The 16,146-nt window shown below is 65.1% G+C and carries 13 protein-coding genes; 11 read left to right on the top strand and 2 right to left on the bottom strand.

What is annotated here, in order from left to right; all coding sequences use genetic code 11:
* Nucleotides 1-185 precede the first annotated feature (185 nt).
* The 10 genes from ugpB to NLM25_RS42815 all read left to right on the top strand — a co-directional run bounded on the left by ugpB (nucleotide 186) and on the right by NLM25_RS42815 (nucleotide 11,447).
* Complete coding sequence (gene ugpB / locus NLM25_RS42860; protein ID WP_254140937.1) at nucleotides 186-1,511, top strand: sn-glycerol-3-phosphate ABC transporter substrate-binding protein UgpB; 1,326 nt, start codon at nucleotides 186-188, stop codon at nucleotides 1,509-1,511.
* Nucleotides 1,512-1,697: 186 nt separating this feature from the next.
* Nucleotides 1,698-2,645 carry an aminoglycoside phosphotransferase family protein gene (locus NLM25_RS42855; RefSeq protein ID WP_375167871.1) on the top strand — a complete coding sequence of 316 codons (948 nt, stop codon included), beginning with the start codon at nucleotides 1,698-1,700 and terminating at the stop codon, nucleotides 2,643-2,645.
* Nucleotides 2,646-2,894: 249 nt separating this feature from the next.
* Entirely contained in the window at nucleotides 2,895-4,517 is a 1,623-nt protein-coding gene (locus NLM25_RS42850; RefSeq protein ID WP_254140936.1) for an ABC transporter substrate-binding protein, read from the top strand.
* A 188-nt stretch (nucleotides 4,518-4,705) separates the two neighbouring features.
* Nucleotides 4,706-5,719 (top strand): ABC transporter permease, encoded by a 1,014-nt coding sequence (locus tag NLM25_RS42845; protein ID WP_145657084.1) that lies wholly within the window; start codon nucleotides 4,706-4,708, stop codon nucleotides 5,717-5,719.
* Between the two features lie 9 nt (nucleotides 5,720-5,728).
* On the top strand, nucleotides 5,729-6,628 hold the full coding sequence (locus NLM25_RS42840; RefSeq protein WP_254140935.1) for an ABC transporter permease: 900 nt from the start codon (nucleotides 5,729-5,731) through the stop codon (nucleotides 6,626-6,628).
* Nucleotides 6,629-6,878: 250 nt separating this feature from the next.
* A complete protein-coding gene (locus NLM25_RS42835; protein ID WP_254140934.1) occupies nucleotides 6,879-8,726 on the top strand; it encodes an ABC transporter ATP-binding protein in 1,848 nt (615 codons plus the stop codon).
* A gap of 18 nt (nucleotides 8,727-8,744) precedes the next feature.
* Entirely contained in the window at nucleotides 8,745-8,924 is a 180-nt protein-coding gene (locus NLM25_RS42830; protein ID WP_018316853.1) for a DUF4089 domain-containing protein, read from the top strand.
* Nucleotides 8,925-8,931: 7 nt separating this feature from the next.
* Nucleotides 8,932-10,326, top strand: a complete 1,395-nt coding sequence (locus NLM25_RS42825; RefSeq protein ID WP_254140933.1) for an AtzE family amidohydrolase — start codon at nucleotides 8,932-8,934, stop codon at nucleotides 10,324-10,326.
* Nucleotide 10,327: 1 nt separating this feature from the next.
* Nucleotides 10,328-10,720 carry an oxalurate catabolism protein HpxZ gene (gene hpxZ, locus NLM25_RS42820; RefSeq protein WP_254123930.1) on the top strand — a complete coding sequence of 131 codons (393 nt, stop codon included), beginning with the start codon at nucleotides 10,328-10,330 and terminating at the stop codon, nucleotides 10,718-10,720.
* 4 nt (nucleotides 10,721-10,724) lie between these two features.
* Entirely contained in the window at nucleotides 10,725-11,447 is a 723-nt protein-coding gene (locus NLM25_RS42815; protein WP_254140932.1) for a GntR family transcriptional regulator, read from the top strand.
* 120 nt (nucleotides 11,448-11,567) lie between these two features.
* Here NLM25_RS42815 and atzF read toward each other — a convergent pair whose 3' ends face one another.
* Nucleotides 11,568-13,376, bottom strand: a complete 1,809-nt coding sequence (gene atzF / locus NLM25_RS42810; RefSeq protein WP_254140931.1) for an allophanate hydrolase — start codon at nucleotides 13,374-13,376, stop codon at nucleotides 11,568-11,570.
* 193 nt (nucleotides 13,377-13,569) lie between these two features.
* Nucleotides 13,570-14,076: a MarR family transcriptional regulator gene (locus NLM25_RS42805; RefSeq protein WP_254140930.1), complete on the bottom strand. Its 507-nt coding sequence runs from the start codon at nucleotides 14,074-14,076 to the stop codon at nucleotides 13,570-13,572.
* Between the two features lie 148 nt (nucleotides 14,077-14,224).
* Here NLM25_RS42805 and NLM25_RS42800 point away from each other — a divergent pair, with 148 nt between their 5' ends.
* Nucleotides 14,225-16,075 carry a feruloyl-CoA synthase gene (locus NLM25_RS42800; RefSeq protein ID WP_254140929.1) on the top strand — a complete coding sequence of 617 codons (1,851 nt, stop codon included), beginning with the start codon at nucleotides 14,225-14,227 and terminating at the stop codon, nucleotides 16,073-16,075.
* Nucleotides 16,076-16,146: the final 71 nt, after the last annotated feature.

Genomic DNA, 16,146 nt, shown 5'->3' with positions numbered 1-16,146 from the left:
GTGGAGTCTATGGCGAAGCAAAAAGGTTCAACGCAATCTAGCAGATGGTTAAGGGAAGGCCATCCTGCCGCACCCCGCGGGGCGATTGTGCGTTGCAGCCGCCGTTCATTCCCGGTTGAAACAGGAAATGCCGGGCCTTAAGCAGGTATAGTCGCCCTTTGCCGCGCGACACGGGAAGAGCCATCGTGATTTCAGCATCGCGTCTTTTGCGGCTCGTCGCCGCCTTCACCATCCTCACCTGGCCGCTCCAGGCGCGTGCCGCCACGGAGATCGCATGGTGGCACGCCATGTCCGGCGAGCTCGGCCGGCAGCTGGAAAAGCTCGCCTCCGATTTCAACGCCTCGCAGTCCGACTACCGCATCGTGCCGAGCTACAAGGGCAATTACACCGAGACGGTGACCGCTGCGATCTTCGCCTTCCGCTCGCGCAGCCAGCCCGCGATCGTCCAGGTCAACGAGGTCGCCACCGCCACCATGACTGCGGCCAAGGGCGCGATCTATCCCGTGTTCAGCATGATGAGGGACATGAACGAGCCGTTCTCGCTCAACGATTACCTTCCCGCCGTCTCCGGCTATTACACCGATGCGGCCGGCAATCTGTTGTCGTTCCCGTTCAATTCCTCGACGCCGATCCTCTATTACAACAAGACCATGTTCCGCGACGCGGGCCTCGATCCGGAGGCGCCGCCGAAGACATGGCCCGAGCTGGGGCTTGCTGCAAAACGCTTGCGCGAGCGCGGCGCGGTGTGCGGCTTCACCACGTCCTGGCCGTCCTGGATCCATATCGAGAATTTCGCCGCCTTCCACAATCTGCCGCTCGCGACGCGGACCAATGGCTTTGCGGGGCTGGATGCCGAGCTGACCATCAACAACCCGGTCGTCGTGCAGCACATCGCCCGGCTTGCCGAGTGGCAGAAGGACAAGGTGTTCGACTATAGCGGCCGCGGGCAGTCGGCCGAGCCGCGCTTCCAGAAGGGCGAATGCGGCATCTTCATCGGCTCCTCGGCGACGCGGGCCGACATCAAGGCGAATTCGAAGTTCGATATCGGCTACGGCATGATGCCGTACTGGCCCGACGTGAAGAACGCGCCGCAGAACTCGATCATCGGCGGTGCCACGCTGTGGGTGCTGCGCGATCGCCCGCGCGAGGAATACAAGGGCGTCGCGCGGTTCTTCGCCTATCTGTCGCAGCCCGGCGTGCAGGCGGCCTGGCACCAGAACACCGGCTATCTGCCGATCACCCGCGCCGCCTACGAGCTGACGCGCGCGCAGGGTTTTTATGAGCGCAATCCGGGCTCGGCGATCTCGTTCGAGGAGATCACGCTGCATCCGCCGACAGAGAACTCGAAGGGCATCCGGCTCGGCTCCTTCGTGCTGATCCGCGGCGCCATCGAGGACGAGCTGGAGCAGGCCTTTACCGGCCAGAAGGGCGCGCAAGCCGCGCTCGATGCCGCGGTCGAGCGCGGCAACAAGCTGCTCCGCCAGTTCGAGCGCGCCAGCCCGGATAGGTAGCGGGCGGCCTGAGCGCGCGCCTCGTCCTTCGAGACGCCCGCCTCTGGCGGGCTCCTCAGGATGAGGCTAAGCGACATCGGGGCTCGTCGACATCGTTGCCGCACATTCCGTCCTCATCCTGAGGAGCCCGCGCAAGCGGGCGTCGCGAAGGATGGCCGCAGGGAATTTGGTCTGATTGAGTTTGCAATGTTGATGACACTGCCCCGCTTCACCGACGCGGAAAGCTTCCGCGCCTGGCGCTCCGATTCCTCGCAATGGCTGCCGATCGCGCTCGACATCGCGCGCGATCATGGTCTCGACGCCAGCGCACCGCATGTATTTGCAACCGGCACCAATCTCGTCGTCGGGCTCGGCGAAAAATTGATCCTGAAGATCTTCCCGCCGCTGCTCCGCGCACAATTTGTCTCCGAGCGCGGCTCGCTGACGCAGCTCAAGGGCCGCCTGCATCTGCCGATCCCCGAGATCGTCGCGGAGGGGATGCGCGACGGCTGGCCCTATCTGATCATCACGCGGCTATCAGGCACGCTGGGCTCGGAGGTGTGGCCGCAACTGGCGGAAGATCAGAAGGAGCGCCTGCTGCGCCAGATCGGCGAGACCATCGCTAGCGTCCAGCGCGCCCCGCTCGGACCGCTTGCGCAAATCGAGCCGCGCTGGGACGCGTTCATGCGTGCCCAGATACAGGGCTGCAAGGCGCGGCACACGCGCCTCGGCCTTGCGCCGAAATTCCTCGCCGGCCTCGACGATCTCCTGCGCGACGTAGAAAAGCTCATCCCGATGGATGCGCCGCCGGTGATCCTGATCGGCGAATACATTCCGGAGAACTTTTTGCTCGCCTGCCATGACAATCAATGGTCGCTCGCCGGCCTGTTCGACTTCGGCGACGTGCTGGCGGGATGGCGCGACTACGATCTGCTCGGCCCAGGCGCCTTCATGGCGGCGGGCCGGCCGGGCAGGGTGCGCAGCCTGCTCGAAGGCTTTGGCCATACCAAGCTCGACTACGCGCTCAAGCGCCGGCTGATGGCCCTGATGCTGCTGCACCGGGCCAGCGACCTCAACAGCCATATCTGCATCGAAGGCTGGCAGGAGAAGGCAAATGATCTGGTCGAGCTTCAGGAGCTGATCTGGGCGGGTTGACCTGCCGCCAAGGGCTCCGTGACAGTCCTGCTCAAACCCGCAGCGCTCAATTTTTCAGCCTAATTTCTCGGCAAATTTGCATCTTTGTATGCAATCAGGAGGGCTGCTCAAAACACGATCAGGCCGGCGACGGTACCTAAACTGATTTAAAATCAGTGGCTTATGTGCGGAGTAACGTCTCGTTAAGCCTTGGCACGAACCTTGCGAATCCCTGTTCCAACCAGAAACTTTTGCGTTGGAGCATTTTCGATGAAACGCCGCGATTTCCTCAAGTCCGTGTCCGGATTGGCCGCAGGCGCGGCGCTTCCGGCGATGCCACAGGTGATTTCGTCCGCCTATGCCGACGCGCGCTCGGAGACGCTGCTGATCGTCTCGGAAGGCGGCCCCAACAATCTCGACATCCACGGCGTCGGCACCAACGTGCCCGGCTATGAAGTCTCCTGGAATTGCTACGACCGCCTGATCAGCCACGAGATGAAGGCCGGCCCCGGCGGCGTGCCCTATTACGACCGCGACAAGTTCAAGGGCGAGCTCGCCGAGGACTTCAAGATCGACGACATGTCGGTCACCTTCAAGCTGCGCAAGAACGCCAAGTTCCACGACGGCACGCCTGTCACCGCCAAGGACGTGAAATGGTCGCTCGACCGCGCCGTCAGCGTCGGCGGCTTTCCCACCTTCCAGATGAGCGCGGGCTCGCTCACCAAGCCGGAGCAGTTCGTCGTCATCGACGACTACACCGTGCGCGTCGACTTCCTGAAAAAGGACAAGCTGACGATTCCCGATCTCGCCGTCATCGTGCCCTGCATCGTCAACTCCGAGCTGGTGAAGAAGAACGCCAGCGAGAAGGACCCCTGGGGCCTCGAATTCACCAAGCAGCAGACCGCGGGTTCGGGCGCCTACAAGGTGACGAAGTGGACCGCCGGCACCGAAGTCATCATGGAGCGCAACGAGGACTGGGCGTGCGGTCCGCTGCCGAAGATCAAGCGCGTGATCTGGCGCATGGTGCCGCAGGCCGGCAATCGCCGTGCGCTGTTGGAGCGCGGCGATGCCGACATCTCCTACGAGCTGCCGAACAAGGACTTCCAGGAGATGAAGGCCAACGGCAAGCTCAACGTGGTGTCGCTGCCGTTCTCCAACGGCATCCAGTATATCGGCATGAACGTCACCAAGCCGCCGTTCGACAACCCGAAGGTCCGTCAGGCCGTCGCCTACGCGTTGCCCTATCAGAAGATCATGGACGCCGTGATGTTCGGCCTGGCGAACCCGATGTTCGGCGCGCCGAAGGACAAGCCGACCGAAGTCGCCTGGCCGCAGCCGCACAAATACAACACCGACATGGACAAGGCGAAGGCGCTGCTGGCTGAGGCCGGTTACGCCAACGGCTTCGAGACCACGATCTCGTTCGACCTCAATTTCGCCGGCGTCAATGAGCCGCTCTGCGTGCTGGTGCAGGAGAGCCTCGCGCAGATCGGCATCAAGACCACCATCAACAAGGTGCCCGGCGCCAACTGGCGTACCGAATTGAACAAGAAGGAGATGCCGCTCTTCACCAACGTGTTCTCGGGCTGGCTCGATTATCCCGAGTACTTCTTCTACTGGTGCTATCACGGCAACAATTCCGTCTTCAACACCATGAGCTACAAGTCGGCGGAGATGGACAAGCTCATCGACGGCGCGCGCACGGCTGCCGCCACCGGTGACACCGCGACTTACGACAAGGACGTGAAGGGTTTTGTCGATCTCGCCTTCACCGACATCCCGCGCATTCCGCTGTACCAGCCCTTCGTCAACGTCGCGATGCAGAAGAACATCAGCGGCTACCAATACTGGTTCCACCGGAGGCTGGATTATCGCGCGCTGGCGAAGGGGTGAGCGGTCATGGGTGAGGTGAGCACGCTCTTCAGGCTCCCTCCCCCCTTGCGGGGGAGGGTTGGGGAGAGGGGTAGCCACGAACTCCGACCTCGCTTGGGGCTACCCCTCTCCCTAGCCCTCCCCCGCAAGGGGGGAGGGAACATAGCCGTGCGTGCAGAGAGAGTTTTGTCCACGATCGGGAGCACTTCATGCTGACCATGATCGGCAAGCGCCTGATGTTTGCGATTCCCTCGCTGATCGGCGTGGTCATCGTCACCTTCCTGCTGACGCGCGCGCTGCCGGGCGATCCCGCCGCGTATTTCGCCGGTCCGGCCGCGACCAAGGAAGCCGTCGAGCAGATCCGCAAAAAACTCGGTCTCGACAAGCCGCTGATCGAGCAGTTCTTCCGCTACACCAACGATCTCGCGCACGGCGATTTCGGCAATTCGCTGACCACGGGGCAGCCGGTCGCGGCCGAGATCCGCAATCGTCTGCCGGCCTCCGCCGAGCTGACGCTGCTCGGCCTCATCGTCTCCGTCGTCATCGCCATTCCGCTCGGCGTGCTGGCGGCGACGCGACCAGGATCATGGGTTGATCATCTCTGCCGTGTCACGACGACGGCCGGCGTCTCGCTGCCGGTGTTCTTCACAGGCCTCGTGCTGGTGTATGTCTTCTATTTCCGTCTCGGCTGGTCGCCCGCGCCGCTCGGCCGTCTCGACGTATTTTACAGCGCGCCGCCGACGGTGACCGGCTTCTATCTGATCGACACGCTGATCGCGCGTGACTTCGAAGCGTTCCGCTCGGCGCTCAGCCAGCTCATCCTGCCGGCGACGACACTCGCGATCTTCTCGCTGGCGCCGATCGCGCGCATGACCCGCGCCTCGATGCTGGCGGTGCTGGCTTCGGAGTTCGTCCGCACCGCGCGCGCCAGCGGGCTGTCGCCGTCGACCGTCATCGTCACCTACGCCTTCCGCAATGCGATGCTGCCCGTGATCACCACGCTCAGCATGGTGTTCTCGTTCCTGCTCGGCGCCAACGTGCTGGTGGAGAAAGTGTTCGCCTGGCCCGGCATCGGCTCCTATGCGGTGGAAGCGCTGATCTCGTCGGACTTCGCGCCGGTGCAAGGCTTCGTGCTGACCATGGCGGTGATGTACGTGCTGCTCAATCTCGTGATCGACATTTTGTACGGCGTGATCGATCCGCGCGTGCGGTTGGAAGGGTAGGGGTGAGACATGAGCTCAGTTGCGCCTGCTGTTGAACCTGTCGGCCCCGCTCGCACCTCGGGCCTGGTCGCGATCCTCGAACAGACCCGCTACGTCCTCGGCGAGAACAAGGTCACGGGTTTTGCCTTCGCGCTGCTGATCCTGATCCTGATTGCCGCGATCTTCGGTCCCTATGTGGTGCCGTATGACCCGCTCGCCTCGGATACCGCGGCGGCACTGAAGCCGCCTTCGGCGGCGCACTGGTTCGGCACCGATCAGTTGGGGCGCGACATCTTCAGCCGCGTCATCGTGGCAACAAGGCTTGATACCTTCATCGCGGTCGCCTCCGTCGTGCTGGTGTTCCTGATGGGCGGCCTCGCCGGCATCGCGGCGGGCTATTTCGGCGGCTGGACCGATCGCATCGTCGGCCGCGTCGCCGACACCATCATGGCGTTCCCGCTGTTCGTGCTGGCGATGGGCATCGTCGCAGCGCTCGGCAACACCGTGCAGAACATCATCCTGGCCACCGCCATCGTGAACTTCCCGCTCTATGCCCGCGTCGCGCGCGCCGAAGCCAATGTCCGCCGCAATGCCGGCTTCGTGCAGGCCGCGCGCCTGTCGGGCAACGGCGAATTTCGCATCCTGCTGGTGCACATCCTGCCGAACATCATGCCGATCATGATCGTGCAGATGTCGCTGACCATGGGTTACGCCATCCTCAATGCCGCAGGCCTCTCCTTCATCGGCCTCGGCGTGCGCCCGCCGACCGCCGAATGGGGCATCATGGTCGCCGAAGGCGCGGGCTTCATGGTCTCGGGGGAATGGTGGATCGCGCTGTTTCCGGGCCTCGCGCTGATGATCGCCGTATTCTGCTTCAACCTCCTCGGCGACGGCCTGCGCGACATCGTCGACCCCCAGCGGAGGACGTGATGGTGATCTCCAAGCACTCCACTGCGCTCCCTCCCCCCTTGCGGGGGAGGGTGGGGGAGAGGGGTAGCCCCGGGAGAGGTCTGAGTTCGTGGCTACCCCTCTCCCTGCCCCTCCCCCGCAAGGGGGGAGGGAATGAGAGAGTCGTGCCTCCCTCACCGCTAAACTTCTTCCATAAATTATCTAATAATTTCAAACACATCTCTACTGTGCATGGGGTTGTTTTCGCCAGTTTGAGTGACGGGAGCCCCTCATGACCGCCCAGCCCCTGCTCGACGTCCAGGACCTCACCGTCGAATTCACCACCCGCCGCGGCATCGTGAAAGCCGTGCAGCACGTCAACATCTCCGTCGCCAAGGGCGAGACGCTCGCGATCGTCGGCGAGTCCGGCTCCGGCAAGTCGGTGACGTCCTACGCGGTGATGCGCATCCTCGACCGTGCCGGTCGGATCGCCGAGGGTTCGGTGATGTTCTCCGGCATCGACGTCAAGGCCGCGACCGAAGACCAGATGCGCGACCTGCGCGGCCGCGAAGTCTCGATGATCTTCCAGAACCCGCGCGCAGCGCTGAATCCGATCCGCAAGGTCGGCGACCAGATCGAGGACGTGCTGCGCACCCATGTGCAGCAGGCGATGGTCTCGGACCACGGAGAAAAGGCGATCGAGGCGCTGGAGCAGGTCAAGATCGCCCGCCCGCGCGAGCGCTACCACGCCTATCCGTTCGAGCTGTCCGGCGGCATGTGCCAGCGCGTCGTCATCGCGCTCGCGCTTGCCTGCAATCCACAACTGCTGATCGCGGACGAGCCGACCACGGGTCTCGACGTCACCACGCAGAAGGCGGTGATGGACCTGATCGTCGAGCTGACCAGGCGCCGCGCGATGTCGACCATCCTGATCACGCATGATCTCGGCCTGGCCGCCGCCTATTGCGACCGCGTCGTGGTGATGGAGAAGGGCCGCGTCGTCGAGACCGCCAAGGCCGCCGACATCTTCGCCAACCCGCAGCACCCCTACACAAAAAAGCTGATGCGCGCGACGCCGCGGCTTGGCGTGAGCCTGCGGGATTTGTTGCCGGAGGAGGAGACTCTTGCCTCTCCCCGCGTGCGGGGAGAGGCCGACGCGCTCGGGAGCGCAATTGCGCTCCGGAGCGCGGCGGGTGAGGGGGGCTCTCCGCGAGTCGCGCTCGTGGAAACAGCCCCTCACCCCGACCCTCTCAGCGCGAGCGAAGCTCGTCGCGACCCCGTGAAGGACGGGGAGAGGGAGAAGACGCCTCTCCTCCTCATCGAAAAGCTCGTCAAGGAATATCCCCGCCAGGGCGCCACCGCCACGCTCGGAAAACTGTTCGGCCGCAAGCCGCCCCTGGAGCCCGACGTGTTCCGCGCGGTCGACGGCATCAGCTTCTCGATCGGCCATGGCGAGAGCGTCGGCCTCGTCGGCGAATCCGGCTGCGGCAAATCGACCACGTCGATGATGGTGATGCGCCTGCTCGACCAGACCTCCGGCCTGATCCGGTTCGACGGCGAGGACATCGGCGCCATCCAGCCGGCGTCGTTTGCCCGGCTGCCGCAGCGCAGCCGCATCCAGATGGTGTTCCAGGACCCGACCGACAGCCTCAACCCACGCTTCACCGCCGCGCGCGCCATCGCCGACCCGCTTCTGCAGCTCGGCGACATCAAGGGGCGCGACGCGCTCCGCGCCCGCTGCGAGGAGCTGGCGACCATGGTCGGGCTGCCGCACAATCTGCTGGATCGCTTCCCGCATCAGCTCTCCGGCGGCCAGAAGGCCCGCGTCGGCATCGCCCGCGCCATCGCGCTGCACCCGAAACTCGTCATCCTGGACGAGCCGACCGCGGCGCTCGACGTCTCGGTGCAGGCGGTCGTGCTGAACCTGCTCCAGGACCTCAAGGCGCGGCTAGGTATGAGCTACCTGTTCGTCTCGCATGATTTGAATGTAGTGCGCTTGTTGTGCGATCGTGTCATTGTGATGCGGTCGGGGCGGATCGTCGAAGAGGGCTCTTCCGAGAAGGTCCTGAGCGATCCGCAGGACGACTACACCAAGGAGCTGCTGACGGCGATTCCGCATCCGCCGTTACCGGTGCACTGAGAGATTGTTGGGAGCGTGATGGCCGAGCCGCTGGACGACTATATCGACGCCGTATCGAAAGCGCTGGCGCTGCCGGTCGAGGAGGCCTGGAGGCCTGCGGTGCGCGCCAATCTCGAAGTCTCGCTGCGGCTCGCCCGCCTCGTCGACGAATTCGCGCTGCCGGACGAGACCGAGCCCGCGCCGATCTTCACGGCTTGATGCTGCCATGACCACCAAGCCAGAGATGACGGCCGCCGAAATCGCGAGCGCGGTTGCGGGCGGCAAGATGTCCGCGCTCGATGCAACTGAATCCGCCCTCGCGCGCATCAAGCAGCACGACACCATCCTCAATTCCTTCACCGACGTCACCGCCGATCGCGCGCGTGCGAAGGCGCGTGCGGTTGATGCCGACATCGCGGCCGGTAAGACCGTCGGCCCGCTCGCCGGCGTGCCCTTCGCGGTGAAGAACCTGTTTGACGTCGCGGGGCTCGCCACGCGGGCGGGCTCGAAGATCAACCGCGACCTTGCGCCCGCAAAACGCGACGCGACACTGATCGAGCGCATGGAAGCCGTCGGCGCCGTGCTGGTCGGCGCGCTCAACATGGGTGAATACGCCTACGATTTTACGGGCGAGAACGTCCATGACGGTCCCTCGCGCAATCCGCACGACACGACGCGGATGACCGGCGGCTCGTCCGGCGGTTCCGGCAGCGCCGTCGGCGGCGCGCTGGTGCCGATCGCGCTGGGCTCCGATACCAACGGTTCGATCCGCGTGCCGTCCTCCTTCTGCGGCATCTTCGGCTTGAAGCCGACCTATGGCCGGCTGTCGCGGGCGCGCTCGTTCCCGTTCGTGGCGAGCCTCGATCATCTCGGTCCGTTCGCGCGCTCGGTCACCGATCTCGCGCTCGCCTATGACGCGATGCAGGGGCCGGATGCCGACGATGGCGCCTGCACGACGCGTGGGCTGGAGCCGACGCTGCCGCTGCTCGCCAATCCGGTTTCGGACCTGCGCATCGCGATCGCCGGCGGGTACTTTCAGAAGAACGTGTTCCCGGAAGCTGTCGAGGCGGTCAGCCGCGTCGCCAAGGCGCTGGGCGCAACGCAAGTGGTCGACGTCCCCGAAGCCGGGCGCGCCCGCGCCGCGGCCTATGTCATCACCACCACCGAAGGCGCCTCGCTGCATCTCGATCGCCTGCGCAAGCGCCCGAACGATTTCGATCCGGCCGTGCGCGACCGGCTGATCGCAGGCGCGATGGTGCCGGCGCCGCTGGTCGACCGCGCGCAGAAATTCCGCCGCTGGTATCGCGCCCAGCTCGCCGAGATCTTCAAATCCACCGACGTGCTGATCGCACCGGCCACGCCCTGCACGGCGCCGAAGCTTGGCCAGGTGAATTTCAATCTCGACGGCGTCGAGCTGCCGGTGCGCGCCAATATCGGTATCCACACCCAGCCGATCTCCTTCATCGGATTGCCCGTGGTCGCGGTGCCCGTGCCGCTGGAGCCGCTGCCGATCGGCGTGCAGATCATTTGCGCGCCCTGGCGCGAGGACATCGCGCTGCGCGTCGCGTACGCATTGGAACAGATGGGCGTGGTATCAGCGCCCAGCCCAAGAGGAATCTAAAATGGAGATCGATCTCCCCGACGTGATCGCGGAAGTGAAGGCCGCGTTCGAGCGCTATGAGCAGGCCCTCGTCACCAACGACGTCGCCGTGCTCGGCGAGCTGTTCCGCAACGATCCGCGCACGCTGCGCTATGGCATCGGCGAGAACCTCTATGGCTACGAGGCGATCTCCGGCTTTCGCGCCGGCCGCTCGCCAGTCGGCCTGAACCGCCGCACCGCCAAAACCGTCATCTCCAGCTACGGCCGCGACACGGCCGTGGCCTCTACTTTGTTCTATCGCGATACGGCTCCCGGCAAGGTCGGCCGGCAGATGCAGACCTGGATTCGCTTCCCGGAGGGCTGGCGCGTCGTTGCCGCCCATGTCAGCATCATCGGTGAGTCGCAAGAGACCTGATCGTATGACGCTTGACGATCTTCCGCAGGGAATATTGCCGGCCGAGCCGGTGGTGCCGCGCGTCGACCGGGCACAGCCCAGCGTGCACAAGATCACGCGCGCCGAGGAATTGCGGCTTCAGCTCGCCGACGAGATCGTGCGCGGAACCCTGGCGCCCGGTGCGCCACTCGACGAGACCGACATTGCGCGGCGCTTCAGCGTCTCGCGCACCCCGGTCCGCGAAGCGCTGCGCCAGCTCGTGGCGAGTGGTCTCGTCGAATCGCGCGCCCATCGCGGCGCGGTGGTGGCGCAGCCCTCGGTCGAGCGTCTCACAAGCATGTTCGAGGCGATGGCCGAGCTGGAAGCACTGTGCGCCGGCCTTGCCGCCGAGCGCATGTCCGCTGCCGAGCGTCACGGCCTGGAAGCCATTCACGAGGAACTGCGCGTTCTCAGCTACGCCGGCAATCCCGATCGCTTCCACGAGGTCAACGAGCGCTTCCACAACGCGATCTATGCGGGTTCGCAGAACGGCTACATCGCCGAGATCACGCTCGCCACCCGCGTGCGCGTGCAGCCGTTCCGCCGCGCCCAGTTCCGCAATCTCGGCCGGTTGGCGAAGTCGCAGGCTGAGCACGACCGCGTCGTCGTCGCCATCATGCGCGGCGACAAGCAGGGCGCCGCCGCCGCGATGCGCGCGCATATCGAGCTGGTGCGCGGGGAGTATGAGATCTACGCGGTGTCGGTGTAGGCGGCGCACGCGCGGTGCCGTAGTGCCGTAGGGTGGGCAAAGCGAAGCGTGCCCACCATCACCATTCGTCAGGACACATAGTGGGCACGGCGCTTTGCGCCTTTGCCCACCCTACGGCACCTACACCTTCGCAGCTTCCGCCATAAATTTTCGCCAGCCGCCATACGCGGTGATGTCGCGCGCCTCGCCCAGCACCTCCGGCTCGACGAGAAACCCCTTCACGCTGCGGCCATCCGCAAGCCGGATCGTGCCGATCGCCATCGGCGCGGGGATCGCATTGACGAACTTGCCGAAGGCGGATGACGACAGCGACCAGATCTCCAGCTCGATCGACGCACCCTTACTGGCCTCGACGCGCAGCATGCCAGGCTTCGGCGGCGTGGTCTTGAGCGCGTAGAGCTTGTAGTCCGGCGCGGTCCTGGTCGCCTCGATCAATCGTCCGTCCAGCGCCGTCAATTCGCCGTTCAGCGCCATGCCGGAGAGATGAGCGCCGACCACCGCGATCGGAATCTCATCACTTGTGACTGAAGGCAGCGGTGCAAGCGGTGCTTGCGCCACGCCCTTCGCGCCGACGGTCAGTTTCGTATCGGCATGAAACACGCGGCCGATGCTGGCAAGCAGCGCATCACGTCCCGCGGGCGCAAGCAGCGTGATGCCGAACGGAATGCCGTCGGCGCGCATCGATGCCGGCACGGCGAGGCCGCAGAGATCGAGCAGATTGACGAAATTGGTGTAGGTGCCGAGCCGGCTGTTGAGTTCGATCGGATTGGCCAGCACCTGCGCGGTCGTATAGGCGGTCGGCGCGGTCGGCAGCACCAGCGCGTCGATATTGGCAAATGTCCGCTCGGCGATCTTGCGCAGGCCCTGCAAACGGTAGAGTGCAGAGAACGTCTCCGCCGCGGTGAGCCGCGCACCGGCCGCCGTGATCTCGCGCGTCACCGGGTGGATGGTGTCTGGCGCGGACGCGAGCAGATTCTTGATCACGAGATAACGCTCGGCGACCCACGGTCCCTCATAAAGCAGCCGCGCCGTCTCGTAGAACGGCTCGAGGTCGAACTCGACCAGTGTCGCGCCGAGCGCGGTCCAGCGCTTCAGTGCATCGGCGTAAGCGGCCTCCGCCTTCTTGTCGCCGAAGAAGATCAGCTGTCCGTTGCGCGGCACGCCGAGGCGCAAGTTTGCCGGAAACGGCGTGAGCGCGCCGAGCGGCCGGTCGCGCGAGAACGGATCGGCCTGGTCCGGTCCAGCCATCACCGACAGCGCGAGCGCGGCGTCGTCGACCGTCAACGCGAATACGGAGATGCAGTCGAGCGTGCGGCAGGCCGGCACGAGCCCCGCATTCGAGATCATGCCAAGGCTCGGCTTCAGGCCGACGATGTTGTTGAGCATCGCCGGCACGCGCCCGCTTCCGGCGGTGTCGGTGCCCAGTGACAGCGGCACGAGCCCGGCGCCGACGGCGACCGCCGATCCCGAGCTCGAGCCTCCGGGAACGAGATCTTCGCGAATCGAATTCTTGGGAATGCCGTAAGGCGAGCGCACGCCGACGAGGCCGGTTGCGAACTGGTCGAGATTGGTCTTGCCGATGATGATGGCACCGGCCGCGCGCAGGCGCTCCACCGCGGTCGAATCATGCGTCGGCGTATACGAGAACGCCGGGCAGGCCGCGGTGGTCGGAAACCCCAGCGCGTCGATATTGTCCTTCACTGCGACCGGTACGCCATAGAGCGGCAGGCTCGCGGCATCCTTGCGCGCGCCAAGCTTCTCGGCTTCCGCGATCGCGTCCGTCTCGTCACGCAGGCTGATGAAGATCGCGGGATCGTTGTGATCGCGGATGCGCTGATAGGTGCGCGCAATCGTCTGCGCAGGCGTGCTCGTGCCCGCGCGATGCGCGGCCACAATCGCGGTGATCGTTTCAGGCTGCTCAGCCCCCATGGCGACAAAACTCCGGCAACAGGTCTCACCCGGATTGAAGCAAGCGGTGTGCCATTGTGTACAATATCCGGGCAGACGCTATGCCTCGGATATTATCGTGGGATCAGAGGCTTGAAAGATATTCCGTTGATTGATTGAGCCGTCTTGCGAGCGCCCCGATACGGGCATCTGCGTAAATATTGGGCAGCCTTGATCAGGTGAAGCCGGCGAGGATCTGGAGCAGCCGCTCCCTGTTCTCCTTGCCGATCTTCTCCTCGACATGCCGCTCGTGCTCGGCGGCGAGGAGCTTGAATTTGGCAAGTGCCCTCTCACCGGGGGCGGTGAGGTGCAGTGCGTGGGAGCGGCGGTCCGCCTTCGACTTGATCCGCTTCACCAGCCTGCGCTGTTCGAGGCTGTCGAGCAGATGCACCAGCCGGGCGCGCTCGATGCCGAGCCGCTTGGCCACCGCCATCTGCGACAGGCCGGGATTGGTGCCGATCACCGTCAGCACCGAATATTGCGTCGGCCGGATGTCGACCTCGCCGAGCGTCTTGATGAAGTCCTGGAAGATCCAGATCTGGAAGCGACGCACTGCATAGCCGGCGTGGCCGACCAAGGCGTCGAGGCCGATCTCGTCCGTATCGTCCGGCCGCGCGGCGCCGTTGCCGGTGCATTTGCGCGGGGAGGGGCGGGTGTCGGCTCGGGCTGCGCTGGCTGTCACATCGTGTCTCCTGCCGCGCAACCTTAGCGCCTCGACGGCCCAACCGGAAGATTGTTGTTGACGACAACAATTGTCGTGCCCAACATTATGGCCAAAGCAGCCCGGAACGAGGCCGCGTCCGGTCCGGATGTCCGGCGAGGAGGAAACCATGACAACCGCCCCAAGCGGTGACGCTTCGAGCCTGTTTGCAACGCCGAAGACTACCGCCGAGCATCGCGCCGACGGCAGCATCGTGCTGCGGTCGCCCGAGCCCTTGCGCGACAGCGCGCGTTGCATCGGCGACTGGCTGGAGCAATGGGCGCGGCAAACGCCGGATACGATCTTCCTCGCCGAGCGTGACAGCGCCGATATGCCCTGGGCCACCGTGACTTACGCGGGAGCCCTGCGGCGGGTGCGCGCGGCGGCGTCCTGGATCTTGACGCAAAGCCTCAGCGCGGTGCGCCCCGTTGTCATTCTCTCCGACAACAGCATCGATCACGCGCTGCTGGCGCTGGCTGCCCAGCATGTCGGTGTGCCCTCGGCGGCGATCTCGCCGGCCTATTCGCTGATGTCGAAAGACTTTGACAAGCTCAAGAGCATGATCGCGCTGCTTGAGCCTGGCGCGATCTACGTCTCCTCGACAAAACCGTTTGCGGCGGCGCTGGCTGCGATCAAGCCGCTGCACAGCGCGCAGATCATCAGCGGCAATGCTGGCGATGCCGATGCGCTCGCTTTCCGTGCCGTCGCCGCAACGCCTGAGACGCCTGACGTCGCCGAAGCCTTCGCCACGGTGACGCCTGATACGATCGCAAAGTTCCTGTTCACCTCGGGCTCGACCGGCACGCCAAAAGCCGTAATCAACACCCAGCGCATGCTGACCTCGAGCCAGCAAGCCAAGGCGCAGACCTGGACGTTTCTCGAACAGGGCGGCGGCGAGCTCGTGATCCTCGATTGGCTGCCCTGGAGCCATACGTTCGGCGCCAACCACAATTTCAATCTCGTGCTGCGCAACGGCGGCTCGCTCTATATCGACGGCGGCAAGCCGGCGCCCGGTCTCTTTGCGACGTCACTCGCCAATTTGAAAAGCGTGATGCCGACGGTCTATTTCAACGTGCCGCGCGGTTTCGATATGCTGATCGCAGCGTTGCGCGGCGACGCGGAACTCCGCCGCCGTTTCTTCAGCGAGGTGAAATTCGCCTTCTATGCCGGCGCCGCGCTGCCGCAGAATCTCTGGGACGCGCTCGAACAGCTGTCGATGGAGACGGTTGGCCGCGCGCTGCCGATGGTGTCGGCCTGGGGCTCGACCGAGACCTCGCCGTTGGCGGCCGACTGCCATTTCCTCGCGGAGCGCTCCGGCAATATCGGCGTGCCCATTCCCGGCACCGAGCTGAAGCTGGTCACCGCCGGCGACAAGCTGGAGGTGCGCGTGCGCGGCCCCAACGTCACGCCGGGCTATTGGAAGGCGCCGGAGCTGACCAGCCAGGCCTTTGACGACGAGGGCTTCTATCTGATCGGCGATGCCGTGAAGCTTGCAGATAGCGCGAGGCCGGAGCGCGGCCTGTTCTTCGACGGCCGCGTCGCCGAGGATTTCAAGCTCAATTCCGGCACCTGGGTCAGCGTCGGCACGCTGCGCGTTGCCGGCATCGCCGCGCTGGCGCCGCTTGCGCAGGACATCGTCGTCACCGGCCATGGCGGCGACGAGGTCCGCTTTCTCGTGTTTCCGAACATCGCTGCATGCCGCGCGCAATCAGGTCTACCCGAGACGGCAGGCGTGAACGACGTGCTGGCGCATGACAAGGTCCGGACCGCGATCTCGCAGGGCCTGGCAAAACTGAAGCAGCAGGGCGCCAACTCCTCCGGCCACGCGACGCGCGCGCTGCTGCTCGCCGAGCCGCCATCAGTGGACGGCGGCGAGATCACCGACAAGGGTTACATCAACCAGCGCGCCGTGCTGACGCGCCGCGCCGATGCGGTGGCGCGGTTGAATGACGAGGCGTCGGCGGAGTGGATCGGCGTTTAGGCGTGCGCTGACCAGGACGGCGCTTGGTGATTGAGGCGCGCTCGCTCCACAGCGTCATTGCGAGGAGCCCT

The organism is Bradyrhizobium sp. CCGB01 (assembly GCF_024199795.1).
Classification (GTDB): Bacteria; Pseudomonadota; Alphaproteobacteria; order Rhizobiales; family Xanthobacteraceae; genus Bradyrhizobium.
Note: the sequence above shows the minus strand (reverse complement) of the source record. Positions and strands in the feature narration are given on the sequence as shown.